At 55.4% G+C, this 21309-nt stretch carries 22 protein-coding genes; 14 read left to right on the top strand and 8 right to left on the bottom strand.

Features of this window, described 5'->3' with window-relative positions:
• Positions 1 to 9: 9 nt before the first annotated feature.
• Positions 10 to 1629: a 4-alpha-glucanotransferase gene (malQ, locus tag AC6F7T_RS09655; protein WP_500718316.1), complete on the top strand. Its 1620-nt coding sequence runs from the start codon at positions 10 to 12 to the stop codon at positions 1627 to 1629.
• 112 nt (positions 1630 to 1741) lie between these two features.
• Positions 1742 to 2515, top strand: coding sequence for a DNA-binding protein (locus AC6F7T_RS09650; RefSeq protein WP_500718298.1), 774 nt, complete (start codon positions 1742 to 1744; stop codon positions 2513 to 2515).
• A 121-nt stretch (positions 2516 to 2636) separates the two neighbouring features.
• Here the strand turns inward: AC6F7T_RS09650 and uvrC are convergent, their stop codons facing one another.
• Positions 2637 to 4469 carry an excinuclease ABC subunit UvrC gene (gene uvrC, locus AC6F7T_RS09645; RefSeq protein WP_500718296.1) on the bottom strand — a complete coding sequence of 611 codons (1833 nt, stop codon included), beginning with the start codon at positions 4467 to 4469 and terminating at the stop codon, positions 2637 to 2639.
• A 151-nt stretch (positions 4470 to 4620) separates the two neighbouring features.
• Here uvrC and AC6F7T_RS09640 point away from each other — a divergent pair, with 151 nt between their 5' ends.
• The 5 genes from AC6F7T_RS09640 to AC6F7T_RS09620 all read left to right on the top strand — a co-directional run bounded on the left by AC6F7T_RS09640 (position 4621) and on the right by AC6F7T_RS09620 (position 8152).
• Positions 4621 to 5019 (top strand): hypothetical protein, encoded by a 399-nt coding sequence (locus tag AC6F7T_RS09640; RefSeq protein WP_500718294.1) that lies wholly within the window; start codon positions 4621 to 4623, stop codon positions 5017 to 5019.
• A 266-nt stretch (positions 5020 to 5285) separates the two neighbouring features.
• Positions 5286 to 5456, top strand: a complete 171-nt coding sequence (locus AC6F7T_RS09635; RefSeq protein WP_500718291.1) for a (2Fe-2S)-binding protein — start codon at positions 5286 to 5288, stop codon at positions 5454 to 5456.
• Between the two features lie 233 nt (positions 5457 to 5689).
• Positions 5690 to 6223, top strand: a complete 534-nt coding sequence (locus tag AC6F7T_RS09630) for a cyclic nucleotide-binding domain-containing protein (RefSeq protein WP_500718289.1) — start codon at positions 5690 to 5692, stop codon at positions 6221 to 6223.
• Positions 6216 to 7346 (top strand): AI-2E family transporter, encoded by a 1131-nt coding sequence (locus tag AC6F7T_RS09625; protein ID WP_500718287.1) that lies wholly within the window; start codon positions 6216 to 6218, stop codon positions 7344 to 7346. The genes AC6F7T_RS09630 and AC6F7T_RS09625 overlap by 8 nt, the downstream gene beginning before the upstream one ends.
• A 2-nt stretch (positions 7347 to 7348) precedes the next feature.
• Positions 7349 to 8152 carry an inositol monophosphatase family protein gene (locus AC6F7T_RS09620; RefSeq protein ID WP_500718285.1) on the top strand — a complete coding sequence of 268 codons (804 nt, stop codon included), beginning with the start codon at positions 7349 to 7351 and terminating at the stop codon, positions 8150 to 8152.
• Here the strand turns inward: AC6F7T_RS09620 and AC6F7T_RS09615 are convergent.
• Together AC6F7T_RS09615 and proC are read right to left on the bottom strand one after the other, a co-directional pair.
• Positions 8134 to 9384: an MFS transporter gene (locus AC6F7T_RS09615; RefSeq protein ID WP_500718284.1), complete on the bottom strand. Its 1251-nt coding sequence runs from the start codon at positions 9382 to 9384 to the stop codon at positions 8134 to 8136. The genes AC6F7T_RS09620 and AC6F7T_RS09615 overlap by 19 nt on opposite strands.
• 27 nt (positions 9385 to 9411) lie before the next feature.
• Positions 9412 to 10224 carry a pyrroline-5-carboxylate reductase gene (gene proC, locus AC6F7T_RS09610; RefSeq protein ID WP_500718281.1) on the bottom strand — a complete coding sequence of 271 codons (813 nt, stop codon included), beginning with the start codon at positions 10222 to 10224 and terminating at the stop codon, positions 9412 to 9414.
• A 217-nt stretch (positions 10225 to 10441) separates the two neighbouring features.
• Between proC and AC6F7T_RS09605 the strand changes: the two genes are divergently transcribed.
• Complete coding sequence (locus AC6F7T_RS09605) at positions 10442 to 10765, top strand: cytochrome b5 domain-containing protein (RefSeq protein ID WP_500718279.1); 324 nt, start codon at positions 10442 to 10444, stop codon at positions 10763 to 10765.
• Between the two features lie 28 nt (positions 10766 to 10793).
• Here AC6F7T_RS09605 and AC6F7T_RS09600 read toward each other — a convergent pair whose 3' ends face one another.
• On the bottom strand, positions 10794 to 11183 hold the full coding sequence (locus AC6F7T_RS09600; protein WP_500718277.1) for a response regulator: 390 nt from the start codon (positions 11181 to 11183) through the stop codon (positions 10794 to 10796).
• Between the two features lie 233 nt (positions 11184 to 11416).
• On the opposite strand from AC6F7T_RS09600, the gene AC6F7T_RS09595 reads away from it, so the two are divergent.
• From AC6F7T_RS09595 to vapC, 6 genes are all read left to right on the top strand, one after another.
• On the top strand, positions 11417 to 11686 hold the full coding sequence (locus AC6F7T_RS09595) for a hypothetical protein (RefSeq protein ID WP_500718274.1): 270 nt from the start codon (positions 11417 to 11419) through the stop codon (positions 11684 to 11686).
• Entirely contained in the window at positions 11687 to 12685 is a 999-nt protein-coding gene (locus AC6F7T_RS09590; protein WP_500718273.1) for an RluA family pseudouridine synthase, read from the top strand. It abuts the gene before it with no gap.
• A gap of 23 nt (positions 12686 to 12708) precedes the next feature.
• Positions 12709 to 13512, top strand: a complete 804-nt coding sequence (pgeF, locus tag AC6F7T_RS09585; RefSeq protein WP_500718270.1) for a peptidoglycan editing factor PgeF — start codon at positions 12709 to 12711, stop codon at positions 13510 to 13512.
• A gap of 33 nt (positions 13513 to 13545) precedes the next feature.
• On the top strand, positions 13546 to 13839 hold the full coding sequence (locus AC6F7T_RS09580) for an HNH endonuclease (RefSeq protein ID WP_500718269.1): 294 nt from the start codon (positions 13546 to 13548) through the stop codon (positions 13837 to 13839).
• Between the two features lie 88 nt (positions 13840 to 13927).
• Positions 13928 to 14122 (top strand): type II toxin-antitoxin system VapB family antitoxin, encoded by a 195-nt coding sequence (locus tag AC6F7T_RS09575; RefSeq protein WP_500718267.1) that lies wholly within the window; start codon positions 13928 to 13930, stop codon positions 14120 to 14122.
• Positions 14119 to 14520: a type II toxin-antitoxin system VapC family toxin gene (gene vapC / locus AC6F7T_RS09570; RefSeq protein ID WP_500718265.1), complete on the top strand. Its 402-nt coding sequence runs from the start codon at positions 14119 to 14121 to the stop codon at positions 14518 to 14520. Before AC6F7T_RS09575 ends, vapC begins: the two co-directional genes overlap by 4 nt.
• A gap of 270 nt (positions 14521 to 14790) precedes the next feature.
• Here vapC and AC6F7T_RS09565 read toward each other — a convergent pair whose 3' ends face one another.
• The 4 genes from AC6F7T_RS09565 to glgA all read right to left on the bottom strand — a co-directional run.
• Positions 14791 to 15198: a DUF2784 family protein gene (locus AC6F7T_RS09565; RefSeq protein ID WP_500718263.1), complete on the bottom strand. Its 408-nt coding sequence runs from the start codon at positions 15196 to 15198 to the stop codon at positions 14791 to 14793.
• Between the two features lie 87 nt (positions 15199 to 15285).
• Positions 15286 to 16314 (bottom strand): AmmeMemoRadiSam system radical SAM enzyme, encoded by a 1029-nt coding sequence (gene amrS / locus AC6F7T_RS09560; protein ID WP_500718260.1) that lies wholly within the window; start codon positions 16312 to 16314, stop codon positions 15286 to 15288.
• Positions 16315 to 16586: 272 nt separating this feature from the next.
• Positions 16587 to 17903, bottom strand: coding sequence for a ferric reductase-like transmembrane domain-containing protein (locus AC6F7T_RS09555; protein WP_500718257.1), 1317 nt, complete (start codon positions 17901 to 17903; stop codon positions 16587 to 16589).
• Between the two features lie 3 nt (positions 17904 to 17906).
• The coding region (glgA, locus tag AC6F7T_RS09550; protein ID WP_500718255.1) for a glycogen synthase GlgA at positions 17907 to 21309 on the bottom strand (3403 nt) is incomplete at its 5' end.

Genomic DNA, 21309 nt, shown 5'->3' with positions numbered 1-21309 from the left:
CGCTGATTACTGATCCGCACTGACACCGAGAAATACAAACAGCAAAAACAGGATGTAGACAGTTTTTACGGCAAACAGCCGGTTAAAAACATTCTATTTACTTGCTCGCCACAGACAGGAACCGACATGTTGAAACAGCGCCACAGCGGTATTCTGCTGCACCCGACATCCTTGCCGGGAGGCCAGCATACCGGTTCTTTAGGACAGGAAGCACGTGACTTTGTCGATTTTCTGGTTTCCAGCAGTCAATCCGTTTGGCAGATTCTGCCACTCAATCCAACCGGATACGGCAACTGCCCCTACAGCTGCTTTTCCGCTTTTGCCGGCAACCCCCTATTGATCAACCTGGCCGATCTTGCCCAAACCGGCGATTTAATGCCCGGCGACCTGCCGCCTCCAACTCCGGCCTCACCTCATTGTGACTTCAGTGCCGCCTTAATCTCCCAGATGCCTTTGTTGCGCAAAGCCCGGCACAACTTCGTCGTACAACAGGACGCAGAGCGCCACCAACGCTTTGCCGACTTCTGCCGTGCCCAGGCGCACTGGCTTGATGACTACTGCCTGTTTGAGGCGATCCGTGCCGAGCAGCAGTTTCTTGGTTGGCAGGAGTGGCCTGAACCACTTCGGCGGCGTGACCCGGCAGCTCTTGCCCAGTGTCGATCAGAACTGGCCGACGAGATTTCCTGGCATCAGTACCTGCAGTTTGTTTTTTACCAACAGTGGTTTTCCCTGCGCGAGTATGCCCGCCGGCGTGGCATATTGATGTTTGGTGATCTGCCGATTTTCGTCGCTGAAAATTCCGCCGACGTATGGGCCCACGCCCCGCTGTTCCATCTTGATGAGCACCAGCAGGTGACCCTGGTTGCCGGCGTTCCACCAGACTATTTCAGTGCCACCGGTCAGCGTTGGGGAAACCCCCTCTACCGCTGGGATCAACTCAAAGAGCAAAACTACCTGTGGTGGCTGCAGCGTTTCGACTGGAATTTTACTCTGTTTGATCTGTTACGGGTCGATCACTTTCGGGGATTTGTGGCCTCCTGGGCCATTCCGGCTCACGACCAAACAGCGGTGAACGGCCACTGGATGGACACCTCCGGGCGCGAACTGTTCGATCTGCTGACTGAGCGCTATATCAACCCACCGATTATCGCCGAAGACCTCGGTATTATCACCCCCGATGTGGAACAACTCAGGGATGATTTTTCCTTCCCCGGCATGAAGATTTTACAATTTGCTTTCGATTCAGGCGCTGACAACCCCTACTTACCCCACAACCATCGCCGCAATTCGGTCGTTTATACCGGCACCCATGACAACACCACCACCCGCGGTTGGTGGAATCAACTCGACGACCGGGTCAAAAGCCGAGTTAAAGAATATCTCGGGCGCCCCACACCGGAAATACCCTGGGCAATGGTTGAAACCGCTCTGGCCAGTGTAGCCAGGTTGGCTATCATCCCTTTGCAGGATATCCTTGGTCTGGGTGAAGAGACCAGAATGAATACCCCCGGCACCGCTAACGGCAACTGGTCCTGGCGCTTTGCCAAAAACGCCCTGGACGAATCCCTGTGCGGGCGTTTGCGCACTGCAACACATCTCTACGGTCGCGACCTGTGCATCCGCACATAAAATACGCCAAAGCGAACTCACCTATTGTTGCCCATTGAAAACCTGTGCTATCGTTACGAGGTTTTAGCACCATTGACCACTAACGTCGTGAACACAAGTTTCGGAGGTTCCCTTGAAAAATCGCATTCTCTTTAGCGCACTGCTCTTCATCCTGGTGCTGCTGGTTGGTTGCCAGCAAAATTCCTCCAGCCAAAGTTCAACCCCGCAACCTCAGGCACCGGCACCACCAGTATCAAACAACATCAGCGGTAGTGTCGTTGAAACGATGAATGCTCTTGGCTATACCTATGTGCTGGTCGAAACCGATAACCAGCAGGTCTGGGCCGCGACACCGCAATTCGCCGTCGGCGTTGGTGATCTGGTGGTTATTCCTGAAGGCATGCCCATGCACAACTACCACAGCCAAACCCTCGACCGGACTTTTGATGTGGTTTATTTTGTCGATTCAATCCTTAATGCCAGCTCTGTTAACGCCTCAAGCGCCGCTCCGGCGCAAGGGGAAATGCCGACCGGACATCCGCCTATCGCCGGCATGGGTGGTGCAGCACCGGCTCCCATTGTCGTGAGTCCCCTCGACAAACTGGAAAACGGCCTCAACATTGAAGAAATCTACGCTGCCCGCAATGATTTGTCCGGTCAGGAGATTCAACTGCGTGGCAAAGTGGTGAAGTTCAGCCCGCAGATCATGGGCACTAACTGGGTTCACCTGCAGGATGGCTCGGGCAGCCCCGCAGCAGGCAACCACGATCTCACCCTGACCAGCAATAACCAGCTCAAAGTCGGTGATGTTGTTGTCGCCAGAGGCAAGCTCACCACCGATAAAGATTTCGGTCACGGCTATGTTTACGACCTGATTGTTGAAAACGCCGTCCTCAGCGTCGAATAGCCGGCAGACCCACCATCAGGCTCTATCATCAGCCCTCCACCGTGACCAGGTGGAGGGTTTTTTTGTGGTTGTTGACACCGTCACGACGAAAAGTGACCGCTGCATATCCGGAAAAGTGTTTCTAGTGCTGGTCTTTCAGTGCCGCAACAAGTTGCTGTGCCCGCGCGTTAGAAAAGCCGGGAACCTGTTGAATCTCGTCCGCTCCCGCCTCACGCAAACGCTTGAGGCTACCGAAATGTTTCAGCAACGCCCTGCGGCGCGCCGGACCGATGCCGGGAATCTGATCAAGACTGGAGCGCAACCCCTGCTTGCCGCGCAGGGTACGATGAAAGCTGACAGCGAAACGATGGGCTTCGTCACGCAGACGTTCCAGCAAAAACGCCGCGGCAGAGCCTTGGCGAAAGGTCACCGGATTTTTTCGGCCGGGCAGAAAAAACCGTTCTTCGGAACGTTCTACCACTTTGCCTTTGACATTCGCCAACACCCGGCTCTTGGCAATGCCCACCGTACCGATCCGGCCAGTCAACCCAAGACGGGCGATCACCTCTACCAGGACACCAAGCTGCCCCTTGCCCCCATCAATCAGAATCATATCCGGCAGGCAGTCGTCCTCGACACCAGGCTTAAGCCGGCGCTGCAGGACCTCGCTCAACGAGGCATAATCATCTGCCCCGATCACCGTTTTGATCCGGTAACGGCGATACTCCTGCTTGACGGGTTCGCCATCAATAAACACCACCATACTGCCAACGGCCAAATCCCCCTGAACATGGGAAATATCGAAACATTCAATGCGCCGGGGAAAGCGCGGAAGCTGCAGCCGTTCCCGCAGTTCGTCCAGCAGATTTTGCCGCGCTTGCTTGCGCTGACCACGCTGGCGATAGGACTCCTCGGCGTTGCGCTGCGCCAGCTCACGCAGACGTTTCTTCTCACCGCGCTCAGGCGCCAGCAGATGTACCTTTTTGCCACGTTGTTCACTCAACCATTCAGCCAGCAGCGAAGCGCTTTCCAGGGGAAAGGGAAGAATCAGTTGATCGGGGATAATCACATCACGGGCATAAAAATCGAGGAGAAAGCCGTGCAATAACTCGGGCAAGTCCAGCACCCACTCAAGCAGAAAACTACGGCGACCGATCAGTTTGCCGTTGCGCACAAAGAGCAGGGTGACTTCGACTTCGCCACCATCCTGATGCAGACCAATCACATCCTGATCGCCGCCACCATGGTCGCTTACTTTCTGTTTTTCAACACTTTGCTGAATCAGGCGGATCTGATCGCGCACCAGGCCTGCCTGTTCGTATTTCATCGCTTTAGCTGCGGTATCCATCTGCAGCTTTAACGATGCGATCACCTCTGATTCCCGCCCCTCCAGCAACTGAATGACCCCGTCGACCAGGGACCGATAGTCTTCGCGGCTGATCTTGCCGTGACAGGGAGCACTGCATTGACCGATCTGATAAAAGAGGCAGGGGCGCCCACGCCGGCGGCAGCGCTCTATCGGAGCGTGCCGCAAGGGGAAAATGCGGTAAATCTGTCTTAAGGTTTCGCGGATCGCCGCCGCTGACGAATAAGGGCCAAAATAGTGGGCACCGTCATTTTTTACCTGCCGCACCACCTGCATGATCGGAAACTCCTCGCGCAGGTCAATACGTACCGAAACGTAGGTTTTGTCGTCACGCAAGTCGATATTGTAGCGTGGCCGATGTTGCTTGATCAGGGTGTTTTCCAGCAGCAGGGCCTCTTTTTCCGTGTCGGTGATGATCACCTCGATGCGCTCGACCTTTTTCATCAGCAAGGGGATCTGCTGACGACCGTCTCCCTGTGCCGAAAAGTAGCAGCGCAGGCGTGAACGCAGACGCCGCGCTTTACCGATATAAAGAATCGTCCCATCGGCAGCAAGCATCTGATACACGCCGGGAGACTGAGGATAATTTTTTAAATCCGGGACAAACATCTGTTCACTCGGTTTTTGCCAGCAAAAGGGATGTTGACATCCACAGGGCACTGAAAAATATCTATCCAGGCTATACAATTCATAGTATTAAGTGTGTTATGATTTTGTCGTGGACAAAAATAAATACCCATAAAAGAACCAGGAGCCGACCATGACCCTCAACGATTATTTCACCAGCACCCAGGGAATCGGTATTTTATCAACCGCCGACAGACAGGGCAATGTCACCAGCGCCATCTATGCCCGGCCCACCGTAATGGTTGACGGCTCAGTAGTATTTTTGATGCGGGAGCGGCTGACCTATCAGAATATCTGCGCCAACCCGCACGCCACCTACCTCTTCATTGAGTCCGGTGGTGGTTACCAGGGAACCCGATTATATCTGCACAAAGTCGCCGAGATAGACGACCCGCAACTGGCCCGGCAGATGACCCGTACAAGCTTGACACCGGAACAAGACCAGGAGAAAGGCCCGAAGCACCTGATTCGCTTCAACGTCGACAAATCACTTGCCTTGATTGGCGCACAGGAACGCCGGTTCAGCAACTAAACGATGTTTTTTGTAACTATTCAGCCCTATCCTTGCGCAGGGCCTTTGGCTCCTGGGGCAAGGGTGTTTGTCGCCATAGACGGCGACAACACGCGGTCATGGATGACCCAACGAGAAACAATCGCGTCCCTTGACATAGGATCCGAAGATCCGGTGATCAACCGTTACGTTTTTTTTGTAATAAATGCTCACGGTAATTGGCAAGTCTGCTCCCAAAGGAGTATAATCACCCCGATCAATCAAACCATCCACCAAAGGAGACCCTTATGTCTGAAACCATTTGCCACTGTATGAACGTCGATCGTGACACCATTGTCAAGGCCATCAAGGAACAAAACCTCACCAGCGTTGAGGAAGTTCAGGATGCCACCAGCGCCGGCACCGGCTGTGGTGGCTGCGTTCCTGACATTGAAGCCTTGCTGGAAGAGAACAACTGAATTCTCATCGCCTTTAGATCTATGCCGGCCACAGCCTCTTTTCGCCAGACGAAAAGGGGCTGCGGCTTTTCGCTGTTTGTCCCCAGGCCGGCGTTGCCGCGACAACCGTTTCAAACCAGCTAAAAGCTCAATTTCTCTGGCACTGGCGCAGCTTGCTGGCATATTATGCTATGCCGTTGTATCAGCAGTTATTATCCGCCTTCATGGGGACACATTATACTCCGGGACGACCCATGAATCCAAACCCTCTCTGGCATAATATCTTCCGCAATCAGGCCGGTAAGCAGACCCTGGCCTATTTCTTAAGTCAGATTCCGATGTTCGCCAAACTCGGCCGGCGCGAACTGGCATTACTTGAAAAGATTGTTCATCTGCGTAACTATGTCGCCGATGAGATGATCTTTTCGACGGGTGATATCGGCTCGGGAATGTACGTCATCCGCTCCGGTCAGGTACAGGTATTCACGGTTGACAGCGAGGGCAAAGAGCATGAACAGGCGATCCTCGAACCCGGCGACTTTTTTGGCGAGGTCGCCCTTACCGGTAACCGCCCCCGTACCGCAGCGGCTCGGGCGACCACGGCAACATCTCTGGTAGGGCTGTTCCGTTCCGATATTCTCGAAGCAACCCTGCGCCATCCGGCACCAACAGCAAAGATCCTGTTTGGTTTAAACCGCGTCCTTGCCGATCGACTGCTTCAGTGCAGTCAACAGCTTGAACTACTGCAATCCACAACCAGGGATTCTCAGGAACACCACCATGAGTGACTCCACGGGCTTGAGTCGCGCCCAGGTGGCGGTTATCTACCTGGTACTGACCACAGCGATCGCGTCCGGGATTGCCATCTATTCGTCCGCCACCACCTTTACTACCTTGTTACAGACGGCAACTTCCGGCTTGTTTCTACCGATTCTGCTCGCCATGATCGTCGCCTTTATGCTCGATCCATTGGTGCGTCTGATTGAAAACCGCGGGGTCCACCGTACCCTCGCCATTTTTATCATCTATCTGCTGATTTCCGCGGCAATAACCTCACTGCTGCTGCTCATCGGACCACCCAACTGGCGCGGCATGTTACAGGCGCTCAAAGCCGATGTGCCGCGTTATATCAGCTTTGCCATCGTCTACCTGACCGAATGGCTCGAACTGGCGCAAAAACATTTCCCCTTTATTGCCCACTACAACCTCGGCGATCACTTGCGCAACTTCTCCCAGACGCTGATCGGGGCCATTCTGGTACAAACCCCGCGCTCGGCCATGCGTATCGGCAGCCTGCTGATTCTGGTGCCGCTGTTCTCCTTCTTTTTTCTGCGCGACAGCAGGCGGATCATGCGCGGCCTGATTTCCCTCACCCCCAATCGCTACTTTGAAATGGTACTGGATATCTACGCCCACGTCAGCTGGCAGCTATCCAATTTCATCCGCGGCAGAATCATCGAAGCCATCATCGTCGGGCTGGTGGTCTGGGCCGGGCTGGCCCTCACCGACATCCGTTACGCCCCTATTCTTGCTGTGATTGCCGGGGTTTCCAATCTGGTACCCTATGTCGGTCCGATCTTCGGCATGCTGCCGGGGATTACCATCGCCCTGGTCGATCTGGGCGTTGGCGCCCAATTCTGGTGGATATTGTGTGTTTACATCCTCATCGCCCAGATCATTGTCGACAACATGATCCTGATCCCGATCCTGATCTCCAAAGTTTCCAATCTACACCCTTTGTGGGTCATTCTGGCGATTATTATGGGGGGAAAACTCTACGGCATTCTCGGCATGATTATCGGCGTCCCCATCGCCAGCATCATCAACATCATCATCCTCGAAATCCGCCAGTATCGGCGCACCTTCAACCTCTATAACCGGTACTTTTCCAGCCGCGGAAAAATGCTCTGACGATGCTCAATTCCCACCTGCTCACTGCCGTTTCTACCCTGTGCCGCGCTGTTGGCGACTATCAACTCCAGCAATTCCGACGGTTGGGTCCGGGCAGCGGCACGGAAAAAGACGAGCGCGAGCTTGTGTCTGCGGTCGACATCCATTCAGAAGAAATGCTTAAGGAAGCGCTGGCCAAGCTTCTGCCCGAAGCCGGTTTTTATGGGGAAGAAACGGGGCAGGAAGGGAACACCGAACTGCGCTGGATTATCGACCCCATCGACGGCACCACCAATTATCTCAGTGGCCTCGATCAATTCTGCATTTCCGTTGCCCTCGAAGTGACAGGACGCAGTGACCTGGGGGTGATCTGGCGACCGGCCTCCGCCGAAGGCTTCAGTGCTATCCGCGGTCAGGGGTTGCATCATCAAGGATCGCGCTGCCGTCAGGCCAGCTGGCTACCCCTCAGGCACGCCCTCATCGGCACCGGCTTCCCCTACCGTTCTGCTGATCTGGCCAACCCTTTTTTCGCCTGTGCCGAGGATGTACTCTACCGCTGCCGCGGCATTCGCCGTTTCGGCTCAGCAGCTCTCGACCTTGCTTACGTAGCGGCCGGATTTCTCCAGGGATTCTGGGAGAGCGACCTGAAGCCTTATGATGTGGCGGCAGCACTGTTGTTTCTCGATGAAAGCGGCTGCCAGGTCAGCAACCAACAGGGGCACCCCTATTCTGCTCACCGTGATCGCATCATCGTTTGCGGTTTTCCCGGAGTGCATGCGGAATTACAACCACTGATTGGCAAGTACTATCAGGCTGACCGGGTATAGGGCCGTTTATGTGAACAAGCAGAAGCCCGTGGCAGGGTCAGACAGAACACTGCCGCCGCAACTGTGATCAGGGCAGCAACAAGAAAGGCCGGAGCAAAACTGCCATAGTGTTCTGCCATAATCCCGGCGATGGCCGGCCCGCACACCTGACCACCGGCAAAAAAGAAGGTGATCAGCGAAAACCCACCAGCCGCTTTGGCCGCCCCCAGATAATCACCCACCGCCGCTGCCATAATGGCGGGAATAGACCAGGCAGTGACCCCGTAAAGAACCACCGACAGCATCAGGGCAACAGCTCCCAACCCCGACCCGGCCAGCAGGTAGGCCGCCGTCTGGATGATAAAAACCACCATCAACCCGAGGCGCCGGCCAATACGATCGGACAGTGTACCGAACAATACTCCGGAAAAAATGCTGAAAAAACCGACCCACGCCCAGAATTGCCCCGCCAGGGCTTGCGGGTAGCCATGTTCGACGACCAGGCTGGTGATAAAAAAGGTGCCATACACCATGTAGGTCAGGCCAAAGGCTAAATAGAGCAGCCCGAGCAGGATCAACACCCGCCCGCTGCCCGGCGGATAACGGCTGCTGACATCGGCCGCCGTTACCGCTACTGGGCGGCCAACCGGTTGCAACCCCATTTCTTCGGGGGTATTACGCACCAGCACAAAGACAATCAAAGCAAGGGCAGCGACAATCAGCGCAAACAGTAGCCAACTGATACGCCAGCCGGCAAAGCCCTCCAGCTGATTCAGGCGCGGGACCACCCAGCCGGAAAACATGATCGCCAGCCCGCTGCCGACAACCATCAATCCTGCAGCCCGCCCCCGGCGCTCGCGACGAAACCAGAACGCGATAAGAACCACCCCGGAGATATTCGCCAGCCCGCTGCCAAAGCCGGTTATCAGATAGAACCCTAACAGGCTATTGAAGGTTTGTGCCTGCGCCAGCGCCGCCAGGGTCACGGCGATCAGCACCAGGGCAAAACCAAGGGTCAGGCGTGGGCGCCAGCGTGCCAGAACACCGGGGGTAGCTGCCACGGCAAGCAGATAGCCGACAAAGTTTGCGGTTCCCAGATAGCCCATCTGCTCATAGGACAGACGCAACCCTTCCTGCATCCCCGGCAGCAGCATGGCAAAGGCAAAGCGCGCCAGACCAAAACAGGAAAAGGTCGTCAGAATACAGGCAACAACGATCAACCAGCCGTAATGAAAAGGAAGCCTGCTCGTCACAGGATCACCCTACTCCAGCTCCCACATTCAATTACCGCCCAGCTCACGTGAGCGCGTCGCCGCCGCTGAAACTGCTTCCATCAGGGTGGTTCGCAGCCCTTTTTTCTCAAGGGTACTGACCCCGGTTATGGCCGTACCACCGGGAGAGCAGACCTGATCCCGCAAAATTGCTGGATGTACCTTGGTTTCACGCACCATCAGCGCCGCACCGACAACCGTCTGTACCGCCAGAGCATGTGCCACATCGCGACGCAACCCTTCTCGTACTCCACCGTCGGCAAGAGCCTCAATCACCGTATAAATGTAGGCTGGACCGGATCCGGACAAACCGGTTGCCGCATCCATCTGACGCTCATCGATCAACTGAACCATGCCGACACTTTCAAACAGCTCGCGGACAATCTGCAGATCACCCTTGCCGGCATGGGTCCCGCTACAAATAGTGCTGGCCGCCTCGCCAACCAGGGCCGGGGTATTTGGCATCACCCGTACAACCCGCGGCGCTCCGGCAAACTTTTTCTCGATGCTGGTGCAGGTCACCCCGGCCAGGATCGATACCATTAACTTGGTATCGATCCAGACCGATGCTATTTGACTGAGCACCTCATCGACAATTTGAGGCTTGATCGCCAGCACGACAATCTCACACAGGTCCACCAGCTCCGGATTACTTTCAACCAGCGAGACCCCAAAGGCATCGTGTAAATGGTTACGTCGGCTTTCAATCGGCTCCGATACAACCAGTTTAGCGGCGGGAAAGTTGCTCGCCAGCAGCCCCTTAATCAAGGCTTCGGCCATATTACCACCACCGATAAATCCTATTTTTTTTCCGTCTGTCATCCTGATACCCTTTCGCAACTGGCATGTGTTGAAAATCATTTTGCGTGATTGTTCCCCTTGAAAGCTTCCTCTGTTTATCATAGTGTCTGAAAAAATGCAGCCAGGGAAACCCGTCGCCGGGTTCAAAAAACGGCAAAACCCCAGTAAAAAAACCAGGTGGTATCCAGCCGGAATCTCCAGTTGGATACTATACCGTTTCCAACCCGGACCGGAGGTTATGATGACGCTGAAGGAACTTGCACATTTCGACGGACAAAACGGCGCACCGGCCTATGTAGCCGTCAGTGGTGTGGTTTATGACGTGAGTAGCAGCAAACATTGGCTACAAGGGGATCATGAAGGGGTACATCAGGCCGGCCAGGACCTGACCGCAGCCCTGAAAACTGCACCTCATGTTCGTTCGCTCATCGAGCGCTTTCCCGTAGTCGGCCAACTGACAGCGACAACAGCACCGCAACTGCCGGGGAAAAAATTGCCATTGGTGCCGATACTTGTTGCTGCAGTTGTTGTTGCGGCGCTGGCGGTGATGGTTCTGCGCTGACAATCCGCAGCAGCGCTATGGCCGTTTTTTAGTGCTGACCCTGGGCAAAAAGGCTTGCCATCGCTGACGGCAACTTGAAGAAAACGTCGGTCTTAGCGATGACCTCTTTGATATTGGTGGCGCCAATCCTCTCGTCCGCCATGGTCAACAGATAACCGGAACAGAGGATAACCGGCAACTCTGGCGCTAACTGAAACAGCTGCTGCGCCAACTCGCTACCGGTCATTCCCGGCATCGATTCATCGGTCACCACCAGATCAAACTGATGCTCGTGCTGCGCAAACAGATCCAGCGCCTGACGTGAGTCCGCAGCGCAAACAACCAGGTATCCCTCTTCAATCAGCAGATCCTCAGCCAGCGCGAGCAACGCTGGTTCATCGTCGACAAATAGTACTTTTTTAGGGTTCGATGACATCATCTTCGTCCTTGCCTCTTTGTCAGAATCTGTTAATATCACTCACATTCTGATCGATTCCAGCAGTTATTGGAACACCCATCGATCCTATCACAAAAAAAAGGTTCCCCCCAACAAAACGCTGCGTTGGCGGTTTCAAAAAACTTACTTCTCCCGTTTAACCCTTGCCAACGGAAAGAAAAATTAATAGAATTCAATTCTTCATCCATCATACTGCAGCCCAGGAGGCATGATTTATGGCAAGAGTAGTTGAGAATCCCGATCTGGCTTTTCGTCTGGCCAGAGCGATTGTTTCTGACATCGCCCTGTACAATCAAGATAAGGTGGTCGAAGGGATTAAAGGTGACAATATCTTTGAGTTGATGGATGCCGAGCTGAACGAGGGGCGCGAGCACTTCTTTTTACGCGTTTCCCCCGAACTTGCCAATCGCGAGCATCTTTATGACCGCGCCATTGTTGATGTGTTGATTAAACAGGCCGGAAAAATCGACAGTCAGATCTGGTAAATGGCCCTGCCTCAACAGCTGTTGTTCCCCTGCGACTCTCCGGCGCAGCGACTGGATGCATTTCTGGCGGAAGCCCTGCCCGGGATCAGTCGCGCACAAATCAAAAAACTGATTGAAACTCAGCAGGTTACCTGCGATGGCGTCGCAACCAAAGCCGGCTTCAAACTCAAAGGTGGCGAAACCATTGAGGTTTTGCTGCCACCACCAGCCCCCGGCACGGCACTGGCAGAGGCCATCCCCCTCGACATTCTCTACGAAGATCAGGATCTGATTGTTATCAATAAAGCTGCCGGCATGGTGGTGCATCCAGCCGCAGGACACTCCCGCGGCACCCTGGTTAACGCCCTGCTTCATCATTGCGACGATCTTGCCGGTATTGGTGGCGCCCTGCGCCCGGGCATTGTTCACCGCATCGACAAGGACACCTCCGGCGTTCTGGTTGTCACCAAAAATGATCAGGCTCATCAGCATCTGGCTGCCCAGTTTCATCAACATAGCATCAAGCGCGTGTACCTCGCCCTGATCCACGGTCACCTGCCGGGCCGCAAGGGAACCATCGACCAACCGCTGGGGCGCCATCCGGTCCAACGCAAAAAATTCAGCACGAAAGCCAGGAGCAGCAAAAAAGCCGTCACCCACTGGAGCCTTATCGACAACTTCTCACAGGAAAAGCTGAGCCTGATCCGTCTGCAACTGGAAACCGGCCGCACCCACCAGATCCGTGTCCATTTAAGTGAAGCAGGCCACCCGCTGGTTGGTGATCCACTCTATGGCAGGCGTGCGGAACTGAACAGCATCAAAGATCAACAGCTACGCACCTTGATCCGTCAGCTTCCTGGACAGGCCCTCCACGCCCAGACCCTTGGCTTTATTCACCCACGCACCGACGAATATCTGGAATTTAGCAGTGACATCCCGACGCCACTACGGCATATTATCGCCTACCTGCAACAGGGTGGATCTTCCGCCGCTACTGACGGAAACGACCACCATACCTGATTTTTTACACTGGAGCTTTAGCAATGAAACTGGTTCGCAAGGGAAAAACATCCTATTTACAGCCTGCTGCGCTTTGTGCCGGGTTAACTGCCGGATTCAGCACCCGCAATGGCGGTGTCAGTCGCCCCCCCTATCATTCCCTGAACCTGGGCACCAATACCGACGACATCAAGGCCCATGTCGAAGGAAACCGCTCAACCTTTGTCCGGGCGTTCGACCTTCCGTTGCACCAGCTGCTGACAGTGAAACAGGTTCATGGCAAGGATCTGCTCCTGGTCGACGAACCCAATCTTGACTTGAGCCATTTTGCTCGGGTCGAGGTCGATGCGATCGTGACCAATCAGCCTGGTATCATGATCGGCATCCTCACTGCCGACTGCTACCCTGTACTGCTATGGAACCGGCAACTGACAGCGATTGCTGCCATCCACATCGGCTGGCGCAGCGCAGCCGGTGGCTTGATCCACAAAACCATCAAGACCATGACCACCCACTTTAACTGCGCCCCAGAAGATCTGGTCGCTGCCATTGGACCTGGTATCGGTGCTGACAAGTACGAGGTCGACCGCCCGGTGCGTGACGCCTTCCGGCAAGGAAGCGGTTTCTGGAACGAAATCTCCAGCGAAACCCGCCTCGGTCACTGGCACCTCAACCTCGCCCGCAGTTGCCGTTTGCAACTGGAGCAGGCAGGTCTGACCCCTGATGCCATCGAAGAAGCCGGACATTGCACCTTTGCCCAGGCGGAAATGTTTTTTTCCTACCGCCGCGATGACGGCAAAACCGGTCGGCAGATCGGTTTTATCATGCTCAACAATTCAGCGGCTTAAATCACAACAGACAGGCACAAAGGCATTAAGACAGTGGATTTCTGGTTAGACATCGACGAACAGCAGATTCGCCGGGAGCGCCACAAGGCGCGGGAGTTGCGAAAGCAAGGGTGGTGGAAAAATCGCGTCGCCACCGGCATCTGTCATTACTGTCAGCGCACCTTCCCCCCCAAAGAACTGACCCTCGACCACATTGTTCCCATTGCCCGCGGCGGCCGCAGCACGAGAGGCAACTGCGTCCCGGCGTGCAAGGAGTGCAACAACCAGAAGAAGGATCTGCTGCCGCTGGAGTGGGAGGGGTATCTGGAGCGGTTGCGCAAAGTGTAGGCCGCACGCGGCGCTGGATGGGCTTGTTATGTTTCTTTGCCCATGCTAGAATGTGTATAATATTACCACATATACACATAGGTGGATTATGAGAACCAACATAGTTATTGATGATAAGTTAATGGCTGACGCCCTCAAAGCATCTGGTCTCAGCACAAAAAAAGAGGCGGTAGAACAAGGCCTTAAACTGCTGGTACGACGAAGCCGGCAGCAGGAACTTCGCAACCTGCGCGGCCGGATCACATGGGAAGGCGATCTGGACGAAATGCGCGGCGGCAAATGATACTGGTCGATACCAGTGTTTGGATCGACTATCTTAATGGCGTCCAGAGCAAACATACCGACACCCTCGATGCCGGGATCGTCGAAGGCACTGTTGTTATGGGTGATCTGATTTTTCTCGAAATTCTTCAAGGCATACGGGACGACCGGGAGTACCGTAAGACCAAGCAAACATTGATGATGCTGGACCGATTCCAGCTGTTTGGCCAAGGCATGCCCGAGAAGTGTGCAGAGAACTACCGAACGCTGCGCAAGAAGGGAATCACCATCCGCAAAACAATGGCTGTCATCATCGCTACTTTCTGCATTGAGCGCCAGATACCCCTACTTTTCACCGACCGAGACTTCATTCCCTTTGTTGAGCATCTAGGTTTACTCTCAGCACTGCCGGAAGCTTAACGCCGCCGGTCTTGCCCCCTTCACAACCTAACCACCCCGTCAGGCTCCGCCCTTCGGCGAGCTCAGGAACCACCTGCCACACCTCCGATGGAGGGGAATAAAATCATCACCATGAAAACCAGGGCGCAATGAATTGCGCCCCTTTGCAATACCTGGATTGCCGCCTGCGCTGGAATGACGGTGGTGTAAAAATAACCATCATCTTCAACCGTTCCGAGCCTTTACCACCGAACGTTCGCGATGCACCCCCTGGCGATAAGCAGCGAGAGGTTAAGCGCCACCTTTTTTGCCTCTACCCATCCGCGGCGGAAAACGCCACCAGGTCCACGCCACCAGCAGCGCAAAAACTGTGTAAACCACAGCGAAGACCCACATGGGCGCATCAACGTAGAGGACGCGCTGCACCCCGTGTTCGATGAAGCTACCTTCGTAACCGGTTTGGCCCGCTTTCTCCCGAAGCGAGGACTCGAGCAGCGTAAGAGAGCAGTAACGACCCAACCATACCTGCAGGACAACAATGGCAATAGTCATCAGGTGAACCAACCGCCACCACAGATTGTTGACCCAGAACCAGCCAACCCTGTTGCCAAGAAATATGATCGGAACCCCCAGGACCACGAACAGGACGATGCCGAAATGAAGAAGCAGGACTGTGTCTGCAAGTTCTTGATAGGGCAACGACGGTTCTCCCTGGAATGACCTGAAAATAGGGGGAAACAGGGGGGGGGAAATAGGGGGACATAATTCCGACTAGATTAATCGGTCTTATGTCCCCCTATTTCCACCCATCCCCACTCCGGCAATCTGTTGTCCACAATCGGGACAGCAACTCTCTCTATCAATCCGGTTGCTTTTGAGATCGTAGCCACGACGCTGAATCAGGGTCATTCCACACCCCGGACAAAGGGTATTGTTATCGACTCCGAGGTTGCCGGCATAAACATGCACCAATCCTGCCGCGCGACCGATCTCCACCGCCTGATTGATGGTGGCCAACGGGGTTGGCGACAGGTGATCCAACCTGTATTGAGGATAGAAGCGGCTGACATGCCAGGGGGTAGTGGCACCCAGTTCGGTGACGATAAATTCGGCCAGCTCTTTGAGTTCCTGCGCATCATCATTGATCCCGGGAATGATCAGGGTGGTGACTTCGAGCCAGATATCGAGGGCATGCAGTCTTTTCAGGCTGTCAAGAACCGGCTGCAGTCGGGCACCGGCATACTTGCGGTAGGTTGGGTCACGAAAGGATTTGAGATCGATATTGGCAGCATCCAGGTACGGATGAATCAGGTCCAGCACCGCTGCCGACATGTAGCCGTTGCTGACATAAACATTGGCGATACCGGCTTCTTGGGCGCGTCTGGCAGTATCAAAGCTGTACTCGAAAAAAATGGTTGGCTCGGTGTAGGTATAGGCGATGGAGCGGCTGCCGCTCTGTTGGGCGGCAACGACAACCTGCTCGGGCGCCATGGCATCGCCTACAGGAAATTTCAGCTCACGGTGTACCTGGGAGATCCCGGCATTCTGACACCAGTGACAGTGCATGTTACAGCCGGGGGTCGCGATAGAAAAAGAGCGGCTGCCTGGATAAAAGTGATAGAGCGGTTTTTTCTCGATCGGGTCGACATGACGGGCGATGGTATGACCGTATACCAGAGAATAGAGGGTCCCATCACGATTTTCACGCACCCCGCAACGCCCGCGCTCACCGCGGTTGATCAGGCAGAAATGGGCGCACAGGCGGCAGGCGACCTGATTGTTTGCACGTTTATCGTAAAGCAGGGCCTCTATCATTACCTCAACCGTTCTGCAGCCAGGCAAACAGCACCACCATCACCACAATGAGCACCCCGGTCACCCAGGCCAGCAGGTTGGCAAATAGAAGTCTCATCCAGTACTCCTCAAAAGAGAATCTGATATTCACCACTGAGCCCCTGAGATCACTGAGAGATGCATAAAGAACAGGATGTTCTCTGCGTTCCCTGTGCCTCAAGTGAACGAAGTGAAGGGATGGTGAACAGTTTTATTGTCTTTACTCCGAGCCAGAAGCACAACCATCAAGGCAATTATACCATATCAAACAGTTCCGAGTGGATCCGCGCCAGCGGAACCCCACCCTGGTGCAGCAATTTTTCCGTCAGTTCGATCATGACCACCGGTCCACAAATAAGGTAAGACTGTTCCACGTCTGCCAGCGGCAGTCGACGCTGCAGCAGATCGCTGGTGATCAGTCCGGTCTCTCCTTCCCAGCCGGGCGGGGGGTCTTTTAACAACCAGATAATTTCCAGATTCAGCTGCTCTTCAAGCTCCTGCAGCTCTTCCCGAAAGGTCAGCCGATCCCAGCTATTATAGGCGTAGAGCAGCTTGAGTGGACGCTGTTCCCGGCGATCAGCAAAGGTGCGCAGCATCGACATCATCGGTGCGATACCAATGCCTCCGGCAATCAGGACAAAACCACCGGCCGCCATGCGGTCAGGGCTGAAAGCGCCGTAAGGCCCATCAATATAGGCAATCTGACCGGGTTTTACCTGCTTGATAGTGCTGCTGAAATCACCCAGTTCCTTGATGGTGAAGGTCAGGGTCGGAACCTTCTCGGCACTGCCGGCAAAGGAAAAGGGGTGTTCCTTCAAGGCAAAGGGGGAGCTACCCAGGGTCAGCCAGGCAAATTGTCCCGGCTGGAAACGCAATCCGGTGTGACCATCCGGCTCGATGGTCAGACTCCAACTGTCCGCCTTTTCCTCTTTCACCTCAACAACTCGATAGGGGTGACGCCACTGCTGCAGCGGCTTATACAGCCGCACATACACCAGCAGCAGCAACCACGACAGGGAAAAGGTGCCCCACAACTGTTTGCGCCAGGGCGTATCGACATAATGGCCGACACCCAGCACGTGCCAGATCGCCAGACCCAGGGCCAGCACCGCCAGCAGCGCATGAAGAACCCGCCAGAGATCATAATCGAGGCCTAGTTGTTTGCGCCAGATCGATGTTGCCACCAGCGCCAGCAGCGCCAGGGTGGACACAACCGCACCCCAGAAATGAGCGGGGGCCACCCCGGGTTTGAAGAGATCGATAAGTTGGGGTTTGAGAATCAGCAGAATAACCGGGTGGGCAATAATAAAAAGAACGGCGATCAACGCCACCTGACGGTGAAAATAGTAGATAATGTCGATGCCGAAAGGAGCCGAAGCACGGCGGAAACGGGCGGTTTGCAGAAACAGCATCCCCATCATGGCGGTGCCGGCAAAACCCAAAGCCAGCGACACATCCCACCAGAAGCCGTTACCGGGGGGCACCGGCTCGATCAACAGAATCGCCAGAGGGGCCAGTATCAGCAGTAGATACACCCCGATCCAAAACGTACCTTTTGCAACGTAGCTCATCAGCTATTCCTTTGTTTCCTCCTGGTCAACCGGCACACCCATCATGTGACGGTAAAGCTTGAGATATTCCTGCGCCGAAGGTACCCAACTGAAATCCTGCGCCATGCCGCGCTTCACCAGTTTGGTCCAGATTGCCGGCTGGTGATAGTAGCTTAACGCCCGATCAATGGTAGCCAGCAGCAACCAGGGATCCGAGTGATCAAAGACAAAACCGTTCCCCCGCGCTGGATCTTCGTCGACATCGACAACCGTATCGGCCAACCCGCCGGTACGGCGTGCCAATGGTAAAGCACCGTATTTCAGGGCAATCATCTGGGTCAGACCGCAAGGTTCGTACAAACTCGGTACCAGCAACAGATCGGCCGCTGCGTACATGCGCCGCGACAACCCCTCATTAAAGGTCAGGCTGATCGCCACCTGGCCGGGGTTTGCGCCCTGGCGATCCTGCCAGAAACGCATATTCTCGGGGGTTCCCGAGCCGAGCAGGGCGAACTGCAAGGGGCGTTCGAGCAGCTGCGGCCAGATGGTCTCGATCAGATTGATCCCCTTCTGGCGATCGAGGCGGCTGATCACCACCACCAGCGGCACATCGGCGCGCACCTCCAGCCCCAACTCCTGCTGCAACAAGGCTTTGCATTTCTGCTTGTTCTTGAGCTGCCGCAAACTGTAGTTGTGCGGCAGCGCCACATCCTGAGCAGGATTCCAGATCCGGTCGTCAAGACCATTGAGGATGCCATGAAGATGCGCACTGCGCGCGCGCAACAGACCATCGAGGCCGTATCCCTGCTCTGCCGTCTGGATTTCGCGGCAGTAGGTCGGCGATACGGTGTTGACCAGATCGGAGAAGACGATCCCCCCTTTGAGCAGCGACAGATTACCGTAATATTCCAGTGCCGCCGGGCTGGTCAAATTCCCCGGCAGTTCAAGTTGCCGCAGCAAGGAGAAGGGGAAGGTGCCGTGGTAGCCCAGATTATGAACAGTCAACAGGGTTCTGGTGTCGGCAAAGAACGGGTCACTGCGGTAACTGGTTTTCAGCAGCACCGGTACCAGTCCGGTCTGCCAATCATGCAGATGGATGATATCCGGAGGAAACTTCAGGGTTCTGGCCAGTTCCAGCAGCGCCCGGCAGAAAAATCCGAAGCGCATGCCATTATCGGGGTAATCACCATCAGGACCGGAGTAGAGCCCATCACGCTGGTACAGATCCGGGGTATCGATAAACCAGTAGGGGACGCCATCGTAAACCGCCTGTTTCAGGCTGGCGCGGCGGGGCACCCCTGCCATGACAATTTCAACACTGTGCGGCGCCTTGCGCGGAATCACCGGCGCCTTGTCGATCTGCGGATAAGCAGGGATGACTACCTGGACATCGTGACCGAGCAGGCGCAGGGCACGTGGCAAGGAACCGGCGACATCGGCCAGCCCCCCCGACTTGGCAAAGGGGGTCGCTTCGGAAGCTACAAAGAGGATTTTCAGACCTTCGACTTGGGCCGGCAGCGGCTCCTCCAATGGGGGACGCGGATCAAGTTGTGCCAGCAACTGGTCAACGCGATAGCCGACCCTGGTCGACTGGACCTTGAGCTTGCTGATGGCCCGCAGCAAAGCAATCACCCGGTCGATCATGGCTACCGGTTCAGCCGTAATCCGGTCACCTTCACGGAACAGCTGGTAGCTGAGCAGGACCAGACAGAAACGCTCCAGATCCTGATGAACACACCAGTCACTGTAATCGTAGTAGTGACAACCGAGTAATGGCCGTAATGGATAGCGGTTGCAGATCCGGTCAAACGGCTGGAACCAGCCATCCGCCGTAGCAGCACGATCAAGGTACCAGGCCAGTTCGCCATAACCTTCCGGTTGCCGGGGCAGATCAGGATACCGCCCGCGCGTCAGTACTTCAAGGACATAGTCCGGCGGCATATCGGCAAGGGGCGAAGCCGTATAGATGGACACCAGTTCGGTCAGCAACCGGCGGATCTGCCGGCGCGCCCGCTGGGGCTGAGGCAGAGCAAGCAGTTCACTTAGCAGCGGCCAGCTTTTCTCCAGCAACAGGCCATCATGCTCGAGCCACAGGTGACGCACACCACGATCACCGTACTGCTGCCACAGGCGCTGCCAGCGTCCATCCTCGTCCCGGCGTGGGACAAAGCCGCCAATCACCCGAACACTGTAAGGTGCCAGGGTAAATGCTCCCCCCCGGCGCAGGGAAGCTGAAGGTTGCAGATACTGGATATTGTCGATCAGGTCGCTCAGCACGACAAAATCGCCGCTACAGTCAATGGCACAGGCACTGACCAGGTCCTGACCGGCGCGTCCGGCCATGGTGACCGGGGCAGCGATACGACCGGTAATGCTCTTGTCCGAGTTATTACAAATCACCAGTACCCGGCGCTGATCAAGCTGATTGCTGTAAACAAACACATCCTCTTCGACCCCGTAAACCGATTCAAAATCGTACAGCTGGAACGCATCTGCGCCACTGAACAGGGCCCGTTGCCGCAGCAGCGGGAAGATGGCTGCGCGGTGGCGCGCCAGCAGCGCCTTATCGACCGGTTCATCCCAGCGTGGGGCCAGGTACTCCATGCCGTACTTCTCGCGCAGACCTTCAATCTGACCATGACCGAACATGGGCAGGCCGGGCATGGTGGCGAGCATGGTAGCGACACAGAAATACTTGTCGCCATCGCCAAACTGCTCGATTGCCGGCTCTTCATCAGGGTTACTCATAAAATTGACGAAACGCTGCAGAATCGCCGGATCAAACACCAGGATGTTCTTGATCGTCTGACGGTACTTGGCGTTTTCCTCCTGCATCAGCATGTTCATAAAAGCGCTGTTGTAAACCCGATGCATCCCCAGGGTGCGGACAAAGTAGCCTTCCATCAGCCAGAAGGCTTCGGCCACCAGCAGGGTGTCGGGAGCTTCAAGCTGCACCCGGTCGACCAGTTCACGCCAGAATTCAATGGGAAAATAGTGATTGAAGTCCTGCTGACTCAGGGCGTGATCGCTGCGCGACGGCACCCCCCCGGCAACCCCCGGCAGCGGGTACCAGAGGCGCTGAAAATGGCGCTTGGCCAGAGTCATGGCGGCGTCAAAACGGATAATCCGAAAACGCCTGGCGACGCGGATGATGAGCTGAATCATCGCCTCGCGCATCTGCGGGAGCAGGTAGTTGAGCTGCACCGTATCATTCCACGGCAGATGGGTACCGTCATTGCCGTGATAGATGTAGCGCACCTCGCCGCTGTGTCGTTGCTGGTAGCGACAGACAACCGCAGCTTCAGAGTGGTCGTAATAACCATCTTCGATCTGAATGCTGTAATCCGGGCTGCTGCTCAAATCGGGGCCGGTGAAGCGATAACCGGGATAGGGGGAATAGGATAACTGGACAAACCAGTCGGGGTGC

The sequence above is a fragment of the Pelovirga sp. genome (genome assembly GCF_059864205.1).
The sequence above is the reverse complement of the archived record's forward strand: the minus strand, read 5'-3'. Positions and strand labels throughout refer to the sequence as shown.

Excerpts from the sequence above, each read along its gene's own strand:
- uvrC (WP_500718296.1), bottom strand. The coding sequence starts at position 4,469 with ATGTTTGTCCCGGATTTAAAAAATTATCCTCAGTCTCCCGGCGTGTAT.
- AC6F7T_RS09640 (WP_500718294.1), top strand. The coding sequence starts at position 4,621 with ATGACCCTCAACGATTATTTCACCAGCACCCAGGGAATCGGTATTTTA.
- AC6F7T_RS09635 (WP_500718291.1), top strand. The coding sequence starts at position 5,286 with ATGTCTGAAACCATTTGCCACTGTATGAACGTCGATCGTGACACCATT.
- AC6F7T_RS09630 (WP_500718289.1), top strand. The coding sequence starts at position 5,690 with ATGAATCCAAACCCTCTCTGGCATAATATCTTCCGCAATCAGGCCGGT.
- AC6F7T_RS09625 (WP_500718287.1), top strand. The coding sequence starts at position 6,216 with ATGAGTGACTCCACGGGCTTGAGTCGCGCCCAGGTGGCGGTTATCTAC.
- AC6F7T_RS09620 (WP_500718285.1), top strand. The coding sequence starts at position 7,349 with ATGCTCAATTCCCACCTGCTCACTGCCGTTTCTACCCTGTGCCGCGCT.
- proC (WP_500718281.1), bottom strand. The coding sequence starts at position 10,224 with ATGACAGACGGAAAAAAAATAGGATTTATCGGTGGTGGTAATATGGCC.
- AC6F7T_RS09605 (WP_500718279.1), top strand. The coding sequence starts at position 10,442 with ATGATGACGCTGAAGGAACTTGCACATTTCGACGGACAAAACGGCGCA.
- AC6F7T_RS09600 (WP_500718277.1), bottom strand. The coding sequence starts at position 11,183 with ATGATGTCATCGAACCCTAAAAAAGTACTATTTGTCGACGATGAACCA.
- AC6F7T_RS09595 (WP_500718274.1), top strand. The coding sequence starts at position 11,417 with ATGGCAAGAGTAGTTGAGAATCCCGATCTGGCTTTTCGTCTGGCCAGA.
- AC6F7T_RS09590 (WP_500718273.1), top strand. The coding sequence starts at position 11,687 with ATGGCCCTGCCTCAACAGCTGTTGTTCCCCTGCGACTCTCCGGCGCAG.
- pgeF (WP_500718270.1), top strand. The coding sequence starts at position 12,709 with ATGAAACTGGTTCGCAAGGGAAAAACATCCTATTTACAGCCTGCTGCG.
- AC6F7T_RS09575 (WP_500718267.1), top strand. The coding sequence starts at position 13,928 with ATGAGAACCAACATAGTTATTGATGATAAGTTAATGGCTGACGCCCTC.
- vapC (WP_500718265.1), top strand. The coding sequence starts at position 14,119 with ATGATACTGGTCGATACCAGTGTTTGGATCGACTATCTTAATGGCGTC.
- amrS (WP_500718260.1), bottom strand. The coding sequence starts at position 16,314 with ATGATAGAGGCCCTGCTTTACGATAAACGTGCAAACAATCAGGTCGCC.
- AC6F7T_RS09555 (WP_500718257.1), bottom strand. The coding sequence starts at position 17,903 with ATGAGCTACGTTGCAAAAGGTACGTTTTGGATCGGGGTGTATCTACTG.